Source organism: Peribacillus sp. NPDC097284, assembly GCF_044761765.1.
Lineage (GTDB): Bacteria > Bacillota > Bacilli > Bacillales > DSM-1321 > Peribacillus.
Genome location: NZ_JBIWCZ010000023.1, coordinates 13,649 through 31,669, shown reverse-complemented (window position 1 = coordinate 31,669; position 18,021 = coordinate 13,649). Strand labels below are relative to the sequence as shown.

Genomic DNA, 18,021 nt, shown 5'->3' with positions numbered 1-18,021 from the left:
TACTAAAAAGGGCGATTTTTTTGTGCATAAATTTCATAAAAAAAGGGTTGCCCTAAAAGTCATTTTCCTGACTTTTGGGACAGCCCCTTTTTCATTTGACTGAGCTAGAGATTCCTCCCCCATCCGCCCTTTAAATTCCATAAATCACAAGCTTATAAAAAGCGTAAAAATAAAGAAAAGGCTGTCCTGAAAAATCAGGAACAGCCTTTCGTTTATTTTTTCATATTACGTGCATTAAGCATTTTCAACAGTGGCTGGTAATTGGAACCGACCAGCCCGATTTTCTCGACCAATATCTCAATGAGCACGAGGATACCGGCTACAAGAATCAACGCTCCCCATAATGTCGCAAAGGAGAAGATGATCGCAGCGAGTCCAAAGCATGCTGCTAATGCATAAATGAGTATAACCGTCTGCTTATGAGTGAAACCTAAGTTCAATAAGCAATGATGTAGATGCGATTTGTCAGCGGCCGAAATCGGTTGCTTATTGACAAGCCTGCGAATGATTGCAAAGAATGTATCCGAAATGGGAACCCCCAAAATGATGATCGGGACAATCAAGGAAATCATCGTGACGTTTTTGAATCCAAGCAAGGAAAGTACCGCAATGATGTACCCCAGGAACAGGGCACCTGTATCCCCCATAAAAATCTTTGCCGGGTGAAAATTGTATTTCAAGAACCCGAGGGTACTACCAATGACAATCAAGGCAATCGTCGCAACAAATAAATCTCCTTTGATAAGGGCCATCGTCGCGATGGTCACCAAAGCGATCGTCGAGACCCCACCTGCAAGTCCGTCTAGGCCATCAATCAAATTGATGGCATTGATGATGCCGACAATCCATAAAATCGTGATGGGAATACTGAAGATCCCAAACTCAAGCTTATCCGTGAAAAATGGAAGATTGATAAATTCAACTTCAAGGCCGCCCCATAACACGATGATGAGAGCAGCTAAAATCTGACCTAAAAACTTAGGCGCAGCCCTTAATTCATATATATCATCCGCAATACCAATCAAAATGATGACAAGGGCGCCGACCAACAGTGGCAACTGCCCTAAAAAATCATCCGTGAAAACCAGTACAGTAATTAAAAAACTCAAGAATATCGCCAAACCACCCATGCGTGGCATAATTTTTACGTGAACTTTCCGCTCATTCGGTTTATCGGTTGCTCCAAGTTTAAAGGCGAGTTTCCCGACAAATGGAGTCAAAAGAAGAGATAAAAAGAATGCTACAAATAAGGCCCCTATTAACATCAAGAACCACCTCTATTCAACTTAAAATCTAATACCCTAATAATCTATAAAACAAACTATATATGTCATTACTTAATATTTATTCATCCTCAAATAAATATTATATATGTTTTCAGCTAAAATCTCTATAGGAAAGTTGTTTTTTGCAAATTTTTGTAAGTTAATTCCTATCTTTGTCAACTTTCCGTCTTTTTTCAGGATGATAGCCTCGCGGATGCTTTCCGTGATTTCCTGGACATTGCCCGCCTGGGTAATCCAACCATGTTCTCTATCGGGTATGAGTTCCTTCACTCCACCGACATCACTCGTAAGGGCCGGCAATCCAGCCCTCGCCCCTTCCAATAGAACAAGCGGAAAACTCTCACTTATCGAAGTCAGCAAGGTCATATCTGCCAAAGGATAGAGCCTTTCCATATCATCACGGTACCCTAAAAAGAACACATGGTCAGATAATCCCTTATCCAAAACCACCTGTTCTAATGCACGCCTTCTTCTGCCATCTCCAACAATCAAGAGCCTTATATGAGGAAAATCCGAAACCATGTCAGCTACTGCTTCCAAGGCGAATTCATGCCCCTTCACCGGTTCAAGCCTGGCTGTCATGATCATGACGAAATCATCCGCTTCCAAACCGAACTCCGCCCTTTGATAAGGTTCGTCTATGTTCTGTTCAAAATTTATGCCATTCATAATTTTCGTGATTCTGGTGGGTGATATTCCCTGACCAGTCAATTCATCTTTAAATTCATTGGAAATCGCCAATAGATGATCCGCTTGCTTTAATGACAATAGATGCAAGCTTGTATAGAGCTTCCCTTTTAGCCCCATCCCTAAAAAATCATAAGCAGGGGAGCTGTGTACAGTAAGGACCCACGGACATTTTACCAACCGCTTTAAAAGCACACCGTAAATATTAGCCCGTGGTCCATGTGTATGAATGATGTCTATATGATGTAGACGGATAAAGTTCCGTAAAGGTTTCAATATGGTCAAATCAAATTTGGATCGTTGCCTGAAAATTTCGGTTTGAATGCCAGAAGCCACTGCCTGACGATACAATTCCCCTTCTTCAAACACGCCAAGCAGGCACTCTTCTTTATTTAGTTGATTCAGCAAGGACAGAATATGAAACATACCACCGCCGGTTTCATTTCCAGCGTTTAGGTGCAAGATTTTCATCCAGTCCACTCCTTATTGTTTAGGAACGCTGTACCTTTCTCCTTATCCGCCTGACCTTCCATACGAATTGTGGCAACACCAGCATCCGCTTCCATCGGGAAGGCTCCTGAATCAGCCGGTACATCCATTCAAGACGCATTTTTTGCCACACAACGGGAGCCCGGTTCACCTTCCCTGCGAGAACATCGAAGCTTCCGCCGACTCCCATGAAAAGCCCTTTCTTAAACAAGGGATAGTGGAGCGATGTCCACTTTTCCTGCCGTGGAAAGCCTAAGGCCGTCAAAACGATGTCCGGTTCAAGATCCGCTATCGATTTCGCCAAGGTTTCATCCTCAATATCAATATACCCGTGATGATGACCGACCAGGTTTAGTCCAGGATACTGCTGTTGGACTTTGGCGGCCGCTTTTTCAATCACCGATTCCTCCGCCCCCAATAAATACACCTTAAGTGCTTGTTCATTGGCAATGGAGAAAAGTTCATTCATCAGGTCGAACCCTGTAATTCGCTCCTGTAGTGGTTGATCCAGCCATTTGGACGCCATAATGATACCTATGCCATCCGGGGTAATGTAATCCGCGTTCGTAATGATGTCCTTATAATCCTGATGTTCATTTGCATACTCCACAATTTCAGGATTTGCCGTTACGACAAACGTTTTTTCTTGATTTCTCATTCTTGGATACAGCATCTGATTTATAAATTCATCCATATTCGTATCTATAAAGGGAATCGTTAAGATTTCCACAAACTTCTCGCTCATATTTTTTCAGCCTTTCATATGTACTATATATTTAGAGGGTCAGGAATTATTCAATGTTTTTCTCATACACATCTTATAACGGAACCTTCATGCAAAGGTGGTTTTTCGTCGTTGAAGCTTCTTGAAAAATATTCACTGCCCATTCTGATCGCGTGCCTACTCTTCCCATTAGCCATGCCTAATCCGATTGTCGGCTACGCCGCAACCGCAACGCTGGTCGTTTTCGCATTCATCCATAAAAAACATCTGCTATTCATTCTATTCATGTACTTCCCTGCCCGACCCTTATTCATGGAACTAAATAACGGATTAACCTATACCGGGGACCTCATCATCCTCATTTTACTTCTTTCTGTGCTGATTGAAAAAGTGAAGAATAAAGAGTGGTCCACCGCAAACTATCATTTTACTGTTCCATTTTTGTTGTTCTGCTTAGTCGGGGTGATCGCCGCGTTCATGACCGGTGTGGATCTCATTCCGATTCTATTTGAACTACGGGCATTGCTCGTGACCTTCTTGCTCCTCTACATTATCGGTGAACTACATCTAGAAAGAAAGGATATCTTACTCTTTTTAAAGGGGATGCTCCTATTTGCGGTCGCACTTTCCATTCACGGTTTAATCGAGAAAGGTTTCTCGCGCACGATTCTCATTCCTGACAGTTGGGGCGCATGGGATCTCCCTCCGATAAACAACATGAGAATTTATGGAGCAGCCGCCAATCCCAATGTATTTGCCTTATTTTTAGGCATTCAGTTCTTTTTTAGTTTCTTTCTCTTCCAAGCTGCCAAAAAACATAAAGTCTGGATCTTTCTTTCGTCCGCCTTGATATTCGGGACTTTTTTATTCACCTATTCCAGGGGTACGATGATTGCATTCGGGTTGGCCTCTCTCCTGTACATCATCCTGACAAAAAACAAACCGCTTTTTCTATATGGGTTGGGTTCATTCCTTTGTGGCCTGCTTCTCATTTACTTTCCCATTTCATTCACATCAAGCAATGATGATCTGTCCGCTTCCGTTCCTGTCGACACGATGATGATAGGGAGCTTGCCTCCCGAAGGTGATCAGGCCCTCTCCAAGCGGTTTTCAGAGATTTATTCTGATGAGAGCTTAAGCCAGAGTACAGAGTGGGGTCGGTTATATGTGGTGATCAAAGGAATGGAGATTTTCATGGACCATCCTGTAATCGGTACAGGGCTTGCGACTTTCGGAGATTCCGCCACCCTTTCTTTTTCATCGCCGATTTATCAGGAATACGGAATTGGCGAAAACATGTATACAGATAACCAATACATCCAGGTTCTGGTCCAGACCGGTCTGCTCGGCTTGGCGGCCGTTTTCGGATTTGTTTTTTTAACCTATCGCACACTACTTCACAGCAGCAACCGGTCGGCGGCCACCTTCACCATCTGCCTATTGCTGGCAGCGCTTATAGCCGGACTTTTTTACAATATCCTTGAAGATAAGACATTTACGCTCTTCTTTTATAGTTGTTTAGGCTTTTGTTTACAAAAGGACATCTTTTCAAAGGGTTGAACCTATGCCTGCACTTTCACATGTTGTTAAATCGGTAGGAATCGTCACCATCATCGGTGCCATTGGAAAAGTCCTGGGCTTTGGGCGGGAATCCATCATCGCCGCGTACTTCGGTGCATCATCGACGGCCGACATCTTCTTTGTCGCAAGCCTTATTCCGACCATACTATTTACCGCACTCGGCAGTGGCCTTCAAGCGGGTGTCATCCCCATCTATTTGGAGAAAAAAGAGAGAAACCCAAGAAAAGCCGATGAGTTCATCAGTGTTTTGGGCTCCTTTTTCGTGATGGTTGCCATCATCCTGACCCTCCTCTGCCTTCTCTTCACAAAGCCGCTCGTCTGGATGGTAGCCCCAGGGTTCACGGGTTCTGCACTCGAATTAACGGAAGTATTGACTAGGATCATGCTGCCAAGTTTACTGTTTTTCACACTTGCCTACATGGCAACAGGAATCCTGCAAGCCAATCAGCGTTTCCTGCTTCCCGCCTTCACGTCAACGGCTCACAATACGGTGATCATTGTAGCCACGGTCTTATTCGCAGCACCCTTTGGTGTGAAAGGATTGGCCTGGGGATTTTTAATCGGGGCCGCCAGTCAATTCTTGATTCAATTCCCGGCATTAAAAAAGGACCATTTTCACTTGGTGTTTTCTTTCAAATCACATAAACGGGAAATCATTGAGGCATTGTCGATGTTTTACCCGATCATCATCGCGGCATTGGCACTCCAGCTGAATAGTGTCGTCGACTGGATCATCGCGACCTCACTTGAGTCAGGAAGCGTGTCGGCCCTTAACTATGCAAACCGGCTGCTTTGGCTGCCACTGAGCATTGTCCTTACACCCATCATTACCGTACTGTATCCTTCCATCGTCGGTCGTGCCCTTGAAAGTTATCGTGCTTTTCTCACTCTTACCTTAAAAGGGCTGAAGGCACTTGCCTTTTTATCAGTCCCCTTTATGATCGTCATGTTGGTCAGTGGGAAAAGCTTGATCGCACTTGCCTTTCAACGTGGTGCCTTTGATGCGTCCGCAACAGACACCACCTATGCCGTTTTCTTCTTTTATGCGGCAGCCCTTCCCTTTTTTGCAGCGAGGGATTATTTGATGAATGCCTTTTACGCCTTGAAAAAAACGAAAATGGCGATGTATTCCTGCTTGAGTGCCGTTTTACTGAATATCCTGCTCAGCTGGGTGCTATCGCGTTTTCTCGGTGTCGGAGGAATCGCCCTTGCAACAGGCCTTTCGATGCTCCTCCAATGTATCTTCCTGTTCAGCTTGCTACACGTGAACACGACAAAAGCGGATGCATCCTTATTCACTGACATTCTTCAAGAGATGGGCAAGCTTTTGGTCATGGGTAGCATCCTCTATGGAATCGCTTCATGGCTTCATCCATATAGTATAGAGTTTCCGATTTTCCTTGAATTGAGTATGATCACCGCTCTCGTATTCGGAGGTTATCTCCTTCTATCCTTCCTTTTTAAAAGCAGCAGCCTGCAGATTTTAAGAAACATCCGTTCAAGAAATTAAAGAATTTGGATACTCACCATTCAAAAGAAAGGATCATCGTATGAACATTTTGATGACAACGATATTTTCCTATCCCCATGAGGGAGGCTTGTCCAGTCACATCACGACGTTGAAAAGCGGCTTAGAATCGATGGGACATACGGTGGATGTTTTATCCTTCTCGCACTTGCCGCCATTCAGGAAAACGCTTCTTGCAAAAGCCCCTGGCTTTCTATTGAATTCAATGAAAAAAGGAAGCGGACAGCTGTTTAACGACCGGCAACGGATGAAATTATTGACTGCAACCATTAAAAAATCCACGAAAAGGTACGACATCATCCATGCCCAGGATATCTTTGCGACCCTTGCTTCCATTGAAGCCGGAATCCCGACGATCCAAACGGTGCATGGATATTATTCATTTGAGGCAATTAGCAGGGGCGCCATTTTCGAGAACAGCGAGGAGGACTTACTGCTTCAAGAGTATGAAAGAAAAGCTTATCGTTCAGCGGCAAAAGTCGTGACGGTCGACCGGCGCATCAAGGAATACATCGGCCATGCTGCACATGTCGAGGCCACCACGATCAAAAACTTCATTGATGTCACTGCTTTCAAACCCAAAACCACCAACCGGGAAGAAACGCAAAAACGATTCCTAATTCCTTCACATAAAAGGATGCTTCTCGTCCCAAGGCGGATGACGGAAAAAAACGGTGTCATCTACCCCCTTCTTGCTCTTCCAGAAGTGCTGAAAAAGAATCCTGATACGGTGTTAGTCTATGCCGGGACAGGGGAGCAACAAAGCAAGCTTGAAGAAACGGCAACAAAGCTTTGTCTACAAGAGTCCGTGCTCTTCCTCGGTTCTGTTCCCTATGAGAATATGAATAACGTGTATGGCGCTTCTGATAACGTCCTTATCCCGAGTGTCCATTCACACGGAGTGGAAGAAGCCACCTCCATTTCAGCCTTAGAAGCGATGGGCTCCGGGTCACCCGTCATTGCCAGCAGGATCGGCGGACTTAAAGAAATCATTACAGATGGGGAAGACGGACTGCTAGTGGAGGAAAAGAATCCCGTGGAACTCGCTCAAGCCATTTCAAAGTTGCTTAATGATCCCTCCCAAGGCGAGAGGCTTGCCATAAAAGCCAGAGAAAAAATCGAGCTGGAATACTCTCACCTGGCAGCCGCCAAGCATTTTATGGACGTGTATCAAGAAGTGATCGACGCAAAAACAGGCAGACCCAAGTTTTGAGTCTGCCTGTTTTTTATACCGTTGCTTTACTGCGTTTCTCCATTTGTTCTTCGCGATATTTTTTTTGTTCCTTTTTGGACATCGCCTTATATTCCTTCAAGAACGTTTCATATTGTGGCATGACTTCTTTCATCGTGCCATATGCTTTAACTTCCCCATATTCGAGCCACAATGCCTTCGAACAGAACTTCTTCATCTGACCGATTGAATGGCTGACGAAGAACATCGTTTTGCCTTTTTCCTTGAATTCATTCATCTTCTCTAAACACTTTTCAGCGAAGTTTTTATCGCCGACCGATAAAGCCTCGTCAATGATCAGGATATCCGGGTCGATATGCACCGAAATGGAGAATCCAAGTCGTGACTTCATCCCACTTGAATAGGATTTTACCGGTTGATTGATGAATTTGCCCAGTTCCGAAAACTCGATGATTTCAGGCTCCAGCTCACGGATTTGCTTTTTATCGAATCCGAGCATCAGCATTTTCAATTCGATGTTTTCTCTCCCGGTCAATTGATTGTTAAGACCGGATGAAACGGCGATCAATGCCGTCTTACCATTGGTCACGACGTTTCCATCCGTTGCCGGTACGATTCCGGCAATGATATTCGATAACGTGGATTTCCCTGAGCCATTGACCCCGACAAATCCGATAACGTCACCTTTTTCCGCTTCAAAGCTAACGTTTCTCAGCGCATAATACTCTTCCCCATAGCTTTTGGGCAAAAGGAGGTCGAGAAGCTTTTCCGAGTTTTTATTATATAATTTATATTTCTTCGTTACGTTTTTGACAATTACCGATTTTTCCAATATCTCACTTCCAGTTTACTTAAAGTCAACAAAGCGATCTCTAAATCTAACATGCAGCGAGGAACCTATCAAAAAGAAGACGAGTACGACTGCCCAGAAATAAAGTGTGTATTCCCAATGACCGATGAAGTACCATGATTCCCCCAACAACGAAGCGCGATACCCTTCCACTATATAGTATAGGGGATTCAGCTTCATAATACTGACGATTGTCGGATGCTGGGTGGCATCTAGTATCCAAAGGATGGGTGTTAAATAAAACAAGATTTTCATCAATGACTGGATCATATTGTGTACGTCACGGATGACAGTCGATAACGTCGACGTGATCAATCCGAACGAAAACAGCAACGCTACCGTTGCAACGATGTAATATGGCAGTTGAACGATGTAAAACGTCGGGACATATCCCGTGAAAACTAAAAGGATGATGATGACTGCCAGTAACATAAAGTGCTGATACAACTTCGCAAAAATGACATAAGAAGGAATGACACTCATGGGAAAGTTCATCTTGGACACCATATTCAATCTCGAATAGATCGATTTGGACGCCTGGGTCGTGGCTGGGTTCACGAAGAACCAGACGACAATCCCCGCCATCAGCCATGGTAAGAATGGATGGCCATCTACATCTTTACGATTGAAGATCCCGAAACCGAACACGAACCAATAAATCGCAATCTGAATCATCGGATTGATGATTTCCCAGAGGATCCCCAGGTAATTATTGCTGTTGGCGCTTTTCATTTCATAGGCTGACAAGCGTCTAACCAAATAAAAATTATTGATTTGTTCTTTTAAAACGGTCAAAGCTGAACTCATATATTACACAGACCTTCCTAAAAACACTTTTTCTACGATACGGCGTGAAGCCTGACCATCCTCGAGTGCACAAAACTTCTCATGGAACTGATCCAACTCTACGGGCTTCTCCAATTCCATCGCCTTGATGCTTTCAATGACAGCATCCGACGACCTTACTAACGGACCTGGTGCGGTCCCTTCAAAATCGAAATAAAACCCGCGAAGCTTGTCCCTGTATTTTTCAATATCATATACATAGAACAACATCGGTCGCTGTAAATTTGCGTAATCAAAGAAAACCGATGAATAATCCGTTATTAATAAATCTGAAATGAGATACAAATGGCTAATATCCTCATAACTCGATGCATCGTAAGCAAAGCCTTGATAAGCCGACAAATCCAAGTTCTCGGAAATCAAATAATGAAGACGGAGTAAAATGACATACTCATCCCCTAATTCCTGTCTCATTTGATCCAAATTCAGCTTTATTTCAAACTTATATTTTCCTTTGCTATAAAACTCATCGTCTCTCCAAGTGGGGGCATATAAAATGACCTTTTTCTCCACAGGTACCCCTATTTTCTGTTTCAATGAGTCGATTGTAACACGATTATTCCCATTATACAGTAAATCATTGCGTGGATAACCGGTTTCCAGAATTTTAGAGGGGTCGACATTAAAAGCGCGCGCAAAAATCTCGCTGGAATAGGCATTCGGAGAAATCAGATAATCCCATTTGCTTGATTCAGCATGGAAATTCTCTTTATAGCTCTCCGTCGTCGTCCCAGGCATATGGACTTCCTTCATATCTGACGCAAGTTTCTTCAATGGTGTACCATGCCAGGTTTGCAAATATACGGTGTGCTTTGGCTTTGGAATCCATAGCGGCATCCTACTATTCGTCACCCAATAATGGGCACGCGTCATCTTAAGCAACCACCCTACCGAAAATCGTTTGAGGTGTGGAATGCCCGCCTCTTCAAACAGCGCCGTATACCTTTTGTCGACACTCCAATACATTTTATATTCAGGATGGTTACTCTGCAAGTATTCATATATCGCACGTGGATTACAACTGTATTGTTTTCCTAAAAAGCTTTCAAAAACAACAAGCTTTTGATTGACGGGCAACACTTTCCCTGCCATGCTGAATGCCATTTTATATGCTCTAAAAAAGATGGCTTTCAAACTTTTTTTCAATATGGATAGCAAGGAAGGTTCATTCGGCGTTTTCGGTTTTTCAATTGACATATCTTTTCTCCCTGTTTATTGAGTAGTAGTAGTGGTGGTGATTGAATGCTTTAACCCAGAGAATAGAACCTACTTCTTTAAAATATTCAAAACTAAAAATAAGCTCGCCCATATCAGGGAGAGCTTATTTCCGTGTACACGTAACAGCTACTCCAAAGACTTTATTGCTAGTCCTAAATTATTTGCCACTGTTGTATAAAACTCCACATTTTTATTATTATAGATCATCTTATTTTTCAGGATCCTTTTAATATTCACCAATTGATAATCATTATAGCGAATGAATACTGCAAATAATGACTTTTCCATTCGATCAATTTTATCTAAAGAAACAGTGAAATGACCTCTATTATCTTCTATTTGGACTTCACAATTGATTTCATTGTCAATTCTTTTTCTATCACGTATCAATACAGAGTCTATGTTATCTAGATCATCACCATAGATCTCAAAACTCTGATGATAGACATTATCCATAACAAAGGAATCTATTGCACGAGCTAGCATCGGTATCCTTACGTAGCGATAATCATCTTTCAGAAATGGAAGTTCATAATAAGGTAAACCATCTATAATATGATATTTTTTATTGGGATCTCGTTTTAACCATTCAAATAACTTTACGAAATCATCAATACGATCCTCCATAAATAAATCAATGGCACATTTATAAATAGGTTCTTTAAATTCATTCTTAAAGTCATATGACAGAGTTTTCGTTGTTTCGACAGCTTCCCTTAATATTTCTATAAAATCATTTTTATGCTTAGATTTCACAAAAGTTTGACTATCGAACGTTTTTACAATATCGTACTCATAAATCCGGTTAAGAGCCGCCTTTTTCAATTCATTGGCAATATCCTTGGATTGAATATATCTTATTACCTCTAGATCGGCTTTTCTTTTATCTAACACATTCGTAGCACGTGTTAAGGACGATGGGTTCTCAGAAGTTCTATTGACATAATAAATAGGTTTTTTAGTAGTTGATACTGCTCTCACTTTAAAGAAAACATCCGTAAAAAACCATTTATCTTCACCAAATTTCAAATTAGGAAAACCAATTTCATTTTCTTTAACCATAGGCAGTTTCATCATTCTAGCCGTTGGACCCATATGATAAAAAAAGTGTGGAACATCCATTGGGGTAATACTTCTTCTTTCTTTAATGGAAGCAAACTCACCTATAACACTCTCTGACTTAGATTCGACTTTTACCGTTTTCCCCACTACATAATCATCGCCTGTTTCTTCGAGGATGTTATAGAGGGTTTCCAATCCATCAGGAGCAAGCCAGTCATCCGCGTCTAAAAAAGTTATATATTTGGATGTCCCCAATTCTATTCCAATGTTTCTGGGGGTCCCAGGTGACCCATTATTTTCTTGTAGGGTAACTGAACAGATATTTTTATACTTAGCTGTATACTCTTGAATGATTTTATTAGTCCCATCTGTCGAACAATCATCAATAATGATATATTCGATCTGATCTATACCTATGGATTGATTTACTACTGAATCAATCGTTTTTCTTATGAATTTTTCGGCATTATAAGCAGCAGTAACTACAGTAACTTTTCTAACTTTTCCTGAAAATTTATTTCTTAAGCTTGAAGGATTATTTTTTATAAGAAAATTACCGCTCTTTAGAAGTTCCCTCGCTTTTTGACGCACCAAAAAATTCATTCGATACACTCCTTTTAAGTCTAAAGTACATATTTCAATAAAACAGCTATTGTACTATATACCCTTTTAAGGAATCAATTATCAAAGAATTTATCAACGATTCTTTTCGCTGCCTGTCCATCTTCTATTCCACAATACTTTTCTCTAAATAAACTATATCTTGTTTCATATTGCCTATTGATTTCATCAATATTGGTAATGGATTCAATAATATCCTCAGTCGTTTTAAGGAATGGCCCTGGTGCTTCACCTTCAAAGTCGATATAGAATCCACGGATATTATCTCTGTAATCTTCCAGATCATAGGTGTAATACAAAATCGGACGAGCCGTATTAGCAAAGTCAAACATGACTGATGAATAGTCAGTTATCAATATATCACTAATTAGGTAAAGTTCCTGTATATCTGAATACTTGGACACATTTATAACAAAATCTTCATACCCTTCTGGAATTTTGAGCTTGTTACTAATCACTACGTGCATTCTTAGTAATAGAACATATTCATTTCCAAGTGCTTCTTTCATTTTCTCTAAATCTAAATTTAAATCAAATGTAAATTTATTATTTTTTGAGGTTTGATTATCCCGGAAAGTAGGAGCATACAGGATAACCTTTTTCCCTTTCGGTAACTTCAATCTATCTGTTACAACATTAGCAATCGTTGAAACGTCTTCTCTATAAAACAGATCATTCCTCGGGTAGCCAGTTTCTAATATTTCTCCTTCATAACGGAATGCACTCCTGAAGGCATTAGAGGCATACGAGCTTGGTGACACTAAGTAATCCCATGTCTTTGTTGCACTGTGCACTCGATTTAAATATCCATCATCTCTACCTTGAATATTTTCAATGTCGAATTGCATTTTTTTCAAAGGTGTACCGTGCCATGTCTGTATATAAGTAGTTTCTTTTCTTTTACTTAAATACGTAGGGAAGTTTTGATTATTTACCCAATAGCCTGCTTTCGCTAAATAATAATAATATTCCGGACTTAAACGTTTTATCCGTATAGTATTCTTATCCTTCACAGGTAAATTACTGTTGTAAACCCAAACCTTTTTATAGTTATTATCCCTTTTCACTAGTTCTTCAAAAATGTACTTAGGACTATCGGAATATTGCTTCCCGATTCCACTTTCAAAAAGAATAAGATTTTGATCAACTGGAATGACTTTAGACATGATTTTATATACTTTCTTCATAACAGGGAAGTAATATTTACTCTTTCTAAAACGATTCATTAAGAGCTTGATAACCGGATGATTGTAGATTTTCACTGCCGTCTTTTCATCTTTGCCTACATTTTGAATTACTTCAAAGATTCTCTCACTAGCATGAACATCACGATATTTAATAAAACGATTTGCTCTGTCAATGTACTTATTCTCCATTGTAAAATCATTTTTGGCATACCTATCAAGTATAGCAAGCAGTTCATCCAATTCATTACTGATTTCACCCGGAAGATCGTTATCTAAATCCAAATGCGATGGTCTTCTCCCTATGAAACGATCTCTATCAAATTGATAGTAAATCACTGGCTTATGCAGGAAGCTAAAGTCGAATGCCACACTAGAATAATCCGTTATCATAATCGAGCTTTCCTTAATTAACCTTTGCACGTCCACTTCTCCCTGACTAATCACCCTTACTGGGGCATCTTGAAAATAAGACGTGAATTTCTGCATATTAGGGTGCAAGCAAAATATGATTTCAAAGCCGAAATTCTTAGAAAGAGCATGTAAAAACGGATGATTTACTAATTCCTGATAACGCTCAAAATACTCGCTTTCCAAAAAGATTTCATCGGATGTAATCCAATCTCTCCAAGTTGGAATAATCAACAGTTGTCGTTTTACTGAAACATCATTATTAAAAAGGGAATCAAACCTAGATAAACCCGTAGCAAATACTTCTTTTTCATTGTAGCCAAAATCTGTAACAATCATATTCTTTTCAAAATCTGAACTAACTAGAAAAATATCCGTTTTGAAACCAGATGTTGAGTTCTTCCCGTAATTAGCCACCATATTTTTAGTGCCCATTACACCATGTTGAAGAAAGACTTTAATCGACTTAACCCTCTTTTTAAAGGTAGACGTTCTTAAAGGATATAAATAATCTGGATGATGTGAAGAAATAACACGTGTCGATTGCAATGTCTTTTTAATATGTTCCTTGGATTTGAAGTAGAGTACATTTCCAAGTGGCTCAACGTTCTTAGCTTCCACAGAGCCTTCTTCAATCACATAATAAACTTCTTTATCAGGATGATTCTCTCTCATATATTTAAAGAAATGATATCCTGTATCTTGTGCTTTATAAATTCTTTCACCAATCAGCCAGACATCTTTCTTCTGTTTAAATACATTCAGGAATCTTCTCCATCCCATTTCCCTTCTTAGATATTCATACGTATCTTTCGGGAAGTTAAACACTTCTAAAGACAGATTGGAAGCTTTAAAAGTATAGTATGGATTGATGATCGCAACGGTACGATTTCTACTAACCTTAGTCTGTTTAGTAAATAATTTAGCTCTAGTCGTTGGTCTCCCAATACGGACCAGCTTCGGTTCTTCCTGATCATGTAGCTGCAGCCTCATATAAAAATCAAATACATCATCTTCTAAGGTTTCACTTACTATTTGTTCCAGATCTAATTTAATATTATATATATAGCGATTCAGACCAAACTTCTTTATATTCATTTCTTGATTATATATAAAAGAAATATCGGCCTTATATTCTTTATCACTTTGTCGTCCCTTGATTACACCTTCTCCAGATAAGATTTTTGAATGTCTAGTGAAGATTTGACCATTGATAAGCATCGTTTTTGGTTTATTGATTATTTTTTCAATTTGAGATTTTATCGAAGTATTAGGTGTGATATTCATATAAAGAGACAAATTCCCTTTTTTGGTTAAAGAGAATATACAATGTCTATCTTTATCGTTATAAAAATCTAATTGACCAATGTTCGTTTCCTGGAAACGGCCAAGTCGAATAAGGTATTCAATATTTAAATGCCCATCAACTTCTACACAGTCGGCTCCATGCTGTACTTTGAATAATGTCTTTTCTCCAATCATTTCAACAGGAACGGTAACCTTTATATAACAGTCATAAACGGCTGGTTCATCCTCTTGTAAACTTTGGATTAAACGTTTCAGGTTCAATTCAAAGTTAAAATCAGGTGAAATAGCAGTTTCGGCTATCTTTACTTTTTTTTCTTCATCTTCCCTAGAAAAAAGCCAAAGTTCTTTTGCACAATAATATTCTTTAGAGAACTTCCCTTTGATCAATACAAAATCTTTATCTTGGGTAATGGTCAGACTTTGTTTTAACTTAATTTTAGGAGATTTTCTTGCTTTCCTTATTCTAAAAAGCTTGTTTATCATGTCGAACCACCTATAATTTATTATTTAAAAAGAACTATTTTAAAATATATACTCTAAAATCATAAACTTTTTTCATATTTTTCTCAATGTTGATAATAGTAAGGTCCGATTAGCCGGGTGGATCCTCATTTAAGATATGTCGTGCGCCATCTAATTAATAAGCTTTATGCAGAAGAGTACATTATATAATGTAAATCAATAAGACGGACATTTAAAGTAATTACTCAAGAAAATTTGCGCATACTTTTGCGCATACTAAGGGTAGAATTCAGAAAGTATCACCATAACACGTATTATGTAATAATCCACGGAAAGGACATTGTTTTTCAATTAAAAAGACCCGCTGTTAAAACAGCGGGGTCATTCACGTTCCACATCCATGGTCACTTTCTCCGTTTGCACAAATGCCTCTACGACACGTTTAGTAGATTGTCCACACTCCAGATAACAAAACTTCTCATAAAACTCTTCAAATCGTTCACTTACCTTAAATTGCTTACTTTGAATATCTTTCACACCCGCAATAAGCTCTTCTGTCGTTTTTGTCAGAAGGCCCGGTGCCTTTTCTTCAAAGTCAAAATAAAATCCCCTTAAGTTATCACGGTAATCTTCAAGATCATATGTAAAGAAGATTATCGGTCTTCTTAAGTTTGCATAATCAAAAAATACAGATGAATAATCAGTTATAAGGATATCCGATATTACATACAATTCTCGAATATCTTCTAAGTGGGAAAAGTCATACGCAAAGCCTTCAAATTCAGTAAGGTCCATATTTTGGCTCACTAAATAATGCATACGCATAATGGTAATATAGGAGTCGCCTAGCTCTTCACGCATTCGCATTAAATCCAATTCTAGATTAAATTTGTATTTCCCTTTCCTGTAAAACTGATTATCTCTCCACGTAGGGGCATACAAAATAATTTTTTTATCAAGTGGCAGATTGAATTTCCTTTTAAGATTGTTTATTGTTTCTTCGTTATTAGAATTCTTCAGGAAGTCATTACGCGGATAACCTGATTCAATCACGTTCTTATTAAATTGAAACGCACGTTGGAAAATTTCCGTTGAATAGGCATTTGGCGACACTAAGTAATCCCAGTTACCTGCCTCTTTTAAGAAGTTCGCTTTATATTTGCTGGTGTTTGTTCCTGGCATATGTACTGCGTCCATGTCCATCGCAAGGCGTTTAAGTGGCGTACCATGCCATGTTTGCACGTAAATCGTGTGCTTGGGCTTTGGAAGCCATAGCGGAAACCGAACGTTGTTCACCCAATATTTCGCCCTCGTCATAATTAGAAGCCAGCGTATCGAAAATCGTCTAACATACTCGACGTCTTTTTGAGCAAAATAGTTCATAGAAGCACGGTTCACACTCCAAATCAGCTTATAATCCAGACAATGTTCCTTCATATATTCGCAAATAGCCCTTGGACTATCACTATATTGCTTTCCATGGTAACTCTCGAATACCACCAGCTTCTTATTGGTTGGCACTAACATGCCGATAACTGTGAAAGCAGCTTTGTACCAGCTTATAAGCCGCTTGCTTCTACGAATTTTCACCCATCTCTTTTTAATCCCTTGAACAACCTCAGCTTTGAGGTTATAACGGGAAACGGAAAGAGATAAGTACTCTGAGACTTTTGTCGATTTAATTCGCAGCTGTACCTTTTTGTCCTTCACCTTTAAAATATATCTAACAGGAAGACCTTGAACCGAATTGCATTTCATTCTTAAACTCAACAGCTGTTTCTGAACACCATTGATTTTATAATCAAGCACCATGTAAAACGAAAAGTGCTTAACTTGTTCTAACTCTAATTCCTCCAGGAGATTAACTTCACCTTGAAAACCTATATTTTCGGGTAATTTACTTCCGATATACTTTTTGCCCTGTTCAGCGCGATTTACGCTTTTTAAAGGAACCATCCTTTCATTTTCCGTTAAATTATCCTTAACGAGCAGCGTCATCTGACCAAACTCATAACCGTTTATTTGAAATAATGGTGGATAATTAAAATAACCAGAAAATTGAATAGTTCCATCCTTTTTTACATGTAATTCATCGAACATAGAAAATAGTTTATAATCACTCGCACAAAAAGAAAAATTCCCCTTTTTAGTAGTATAAGGATAAACCATTTTTTCTAGGTCTTCTTGTACAATGGAATACAGATTTAACTCGTGCCCTTTGCTTTTAATTCTAGACTTAACCTCGTTATTATCTAATATCCTTAAAATATGAAGGTCCCATATTTCGCCTTCAACGAGCTTCTCTATATCTGAACTGAATGGCACCATTATTTCAAACAAATCAAAGTCATTCAGTTGATCCTTTTTCACAAAATCCAAGTACATACTATTATCTTCATTATATCTATTCGTTATAACAAAAAAGAAATCTTCCACACCTTCCAAGTACGTCTGCTTAATGACCACTTCAATGCAATAAACATCTTTATCTAAGCGCACACTAATTATCTTTCTATTTTTTAGTAAACTATTCTGCATCCGTAATCTTTTCTCCTCCCGAACTAATATAAAG

Annotated in this window: 11 protein-coding genes and 1 pseudogene; 3 read left to right on the top strand and 9 right to left on the bottom strand. The window is 39.5% G+C overall.

Features of this window, described 5'->3' with window-relative positions:
* Positions 1 to 212: 212 nt before the first annotated feature.
* The 3 genes from ACIQXU_RS20575 to ACIQXU_RS20565 all read right to left on the bottom strand — a co-directional run bounded on the left by ACIQXU_RS20575 (position 213) and on the right by ACIQXU_RS20565 (position 3,207).
* A complete protein-coding gene (locus ACIQXU_RS20575) occupies positions 213 to 1,265 on the bottom strand; it encodes a glycosyltransferase family 4 protein (RefSeq protein ID WP_402992091.1) in 1,053 nt (350 codons plus the stop codon).
* Between the two features lie 72 nt (positions 1,266 to 1,337).
* The gene (locus tag ACIQXU_RS20570; RefSeq protein WP_402992089.1) at positions 1,338 to 2,444 is read right to left on the bottom strand and encodes a glycosyltransferase family 4 protein; all 1,107 of its coding nucleotides are present in this window, start codon (positions 2,442 to 2,444) and stop codon (positions 1,338 to 1,340) included.
* A 19-nt stretch (positions 2,445 to 2,463) separates the two neighbouring features.
* Positions 2,464 to 3,207 (bottom strand): WecB/TagA/CpsF family glycosyltransferase, encoded by a 744-nt coding sequence (locus tag ACIQXU_RS20565; RefSeq protein WP_402992086.1) that lies wholly within the window; start codon positions 3,205 to 3,207, stop codon positions 2,464 to 2,466.
* A gap of 111 nt (positions 3,208 to 3,318) precedes the next feature.
* Here ACIQXU_RS20565 and ACIQXU_RS20560 point away from each other — a divergent pair, with 111 nt between their 5' ends.
* From ACIQXU_RS20560 to ACIQXU_RS20550, 3 genes are all read left to right on the top strand, one after another.
* Entirely contained in the window at positions 3,319 to 4,746 is a 1,428-nt protein-coding gene (locus tag ACIQXU_RS20560; RefSeq protein ID WP_402992083.1) for an O-antigen ligase family protein, read from the top strand.
* A gap of 4 nt (positions 4,747 to 4,750) precedes the next feature.
* Entirely contained in the window at positions 4,751 to 6,277 is a 1,527-nt protein-coding gene (murJ, locus tag ACIQXU_RS20555; RefSeq protein WP_402992081.1) for a murein biosynthesis integral membrane protein MurJ, read from the top strand.
* Between the two features lie 88 nt (positions 6,278 to 6,365).
* Positions 6,366 to 7,508 (top strand): glycosyltransferase family 4 protein, encoded by a 1,143-nt coding sequence (locus ACIQXU_RS20550; RefSeq protein ID WP_402992079.1) that lies wholly within the window; start codon positions 6,366 to 6,368, stop codon positions 7,506 to 7,508.
* 13 nt (positions 7,509 to 7,521) lie between these two features.
* Here the strand turns inward: ACIQXU_RS20550 and tagH are convergent, their stop codons facing one another.
* The 6 genes and pseudogenes from tagH to ACIQXU_RS20520 all read right to left on the bottom strand — a co-directional run bounded on the left by tagH (position 7,522) and on the right by ACIQXU_RS20520 (position 17,987).
* Positions 7,522 to 8,319, bottom strand: coding sequence for a teichoic acids export ABC transporter ATP-binding subunit TagH (tagH, locus tag ACIQXU_RS20545; RefSeq protein WP_402870547.1), 798 nt, complete (start codon positions 8,317 to 8,319; stop codon positions 7,522 to 7,524).
* A gap of 15 nt (positions 8,320 to 8,334) precedes the next feature.
* A complete protein-coding gene (locus ACIQXU_RS20540) occupies positions 8,335 to 9,144 on the bottom strand; it encodes an ABC transporter permease (protein WP_402992077.1) in 810 nt (269 codons plus the stop codon).
* A gap of 3 nt (positions 9,145 to 9,147) precedes the next feature.
* Positions 9,148 to 10,341 (bottom strand): annotated as a pseudogene (locus ACIQXU_RS20535) (CDP-glycerol glycerophosphotransferase family protein); the annotation flags it as partial.
* A gap of 186 nt (positions 10,342 to 10,527) precedes the next feature.
* Positions 10,528 to 12,066 (bottom strand): glycosyltransferase family 2 protein, encoded by a 1,539-nt coding sequence (locus tag ACIQXU_RS20530; protein ID WP_402992075.1) that lies wholly within the window; start codon positions 12,064 to 12,066, stop codon positions 10,528 to 10,530.
* Between the two features lie 74 nt (positions 12,067 to 12,140).
* Positions 12,141 to 15,470, bottom strand: coding sequence for a CDP-glycerol glycerophosphotransferase family protein (locus ACIQXU_RS20525; RefSeq protein ID WP_402992073.1), 3,330 nt, complete (start codon positions 15,468 to 15,470; stop codon positions 12,141 to 12,143).
* A gap of 360 nt (positions 15,471 to 15,830) precedes the next feature.
* Positions 15,831 to 17,987 (bottom strand): CDP-glycerol glycerophosphotransferase family protein, encoded by a 2,157-nt coding sequence (locus ACIQXU_RS20520; RefSeq protein WP_402992071.1) that lies wholly within the window; start codon positions 17,985 to 17,987, stop codon positions 15,831 to 15,833.
* Positions 17,988 to 18,021 lie beyond the last annotated feature (34 nt).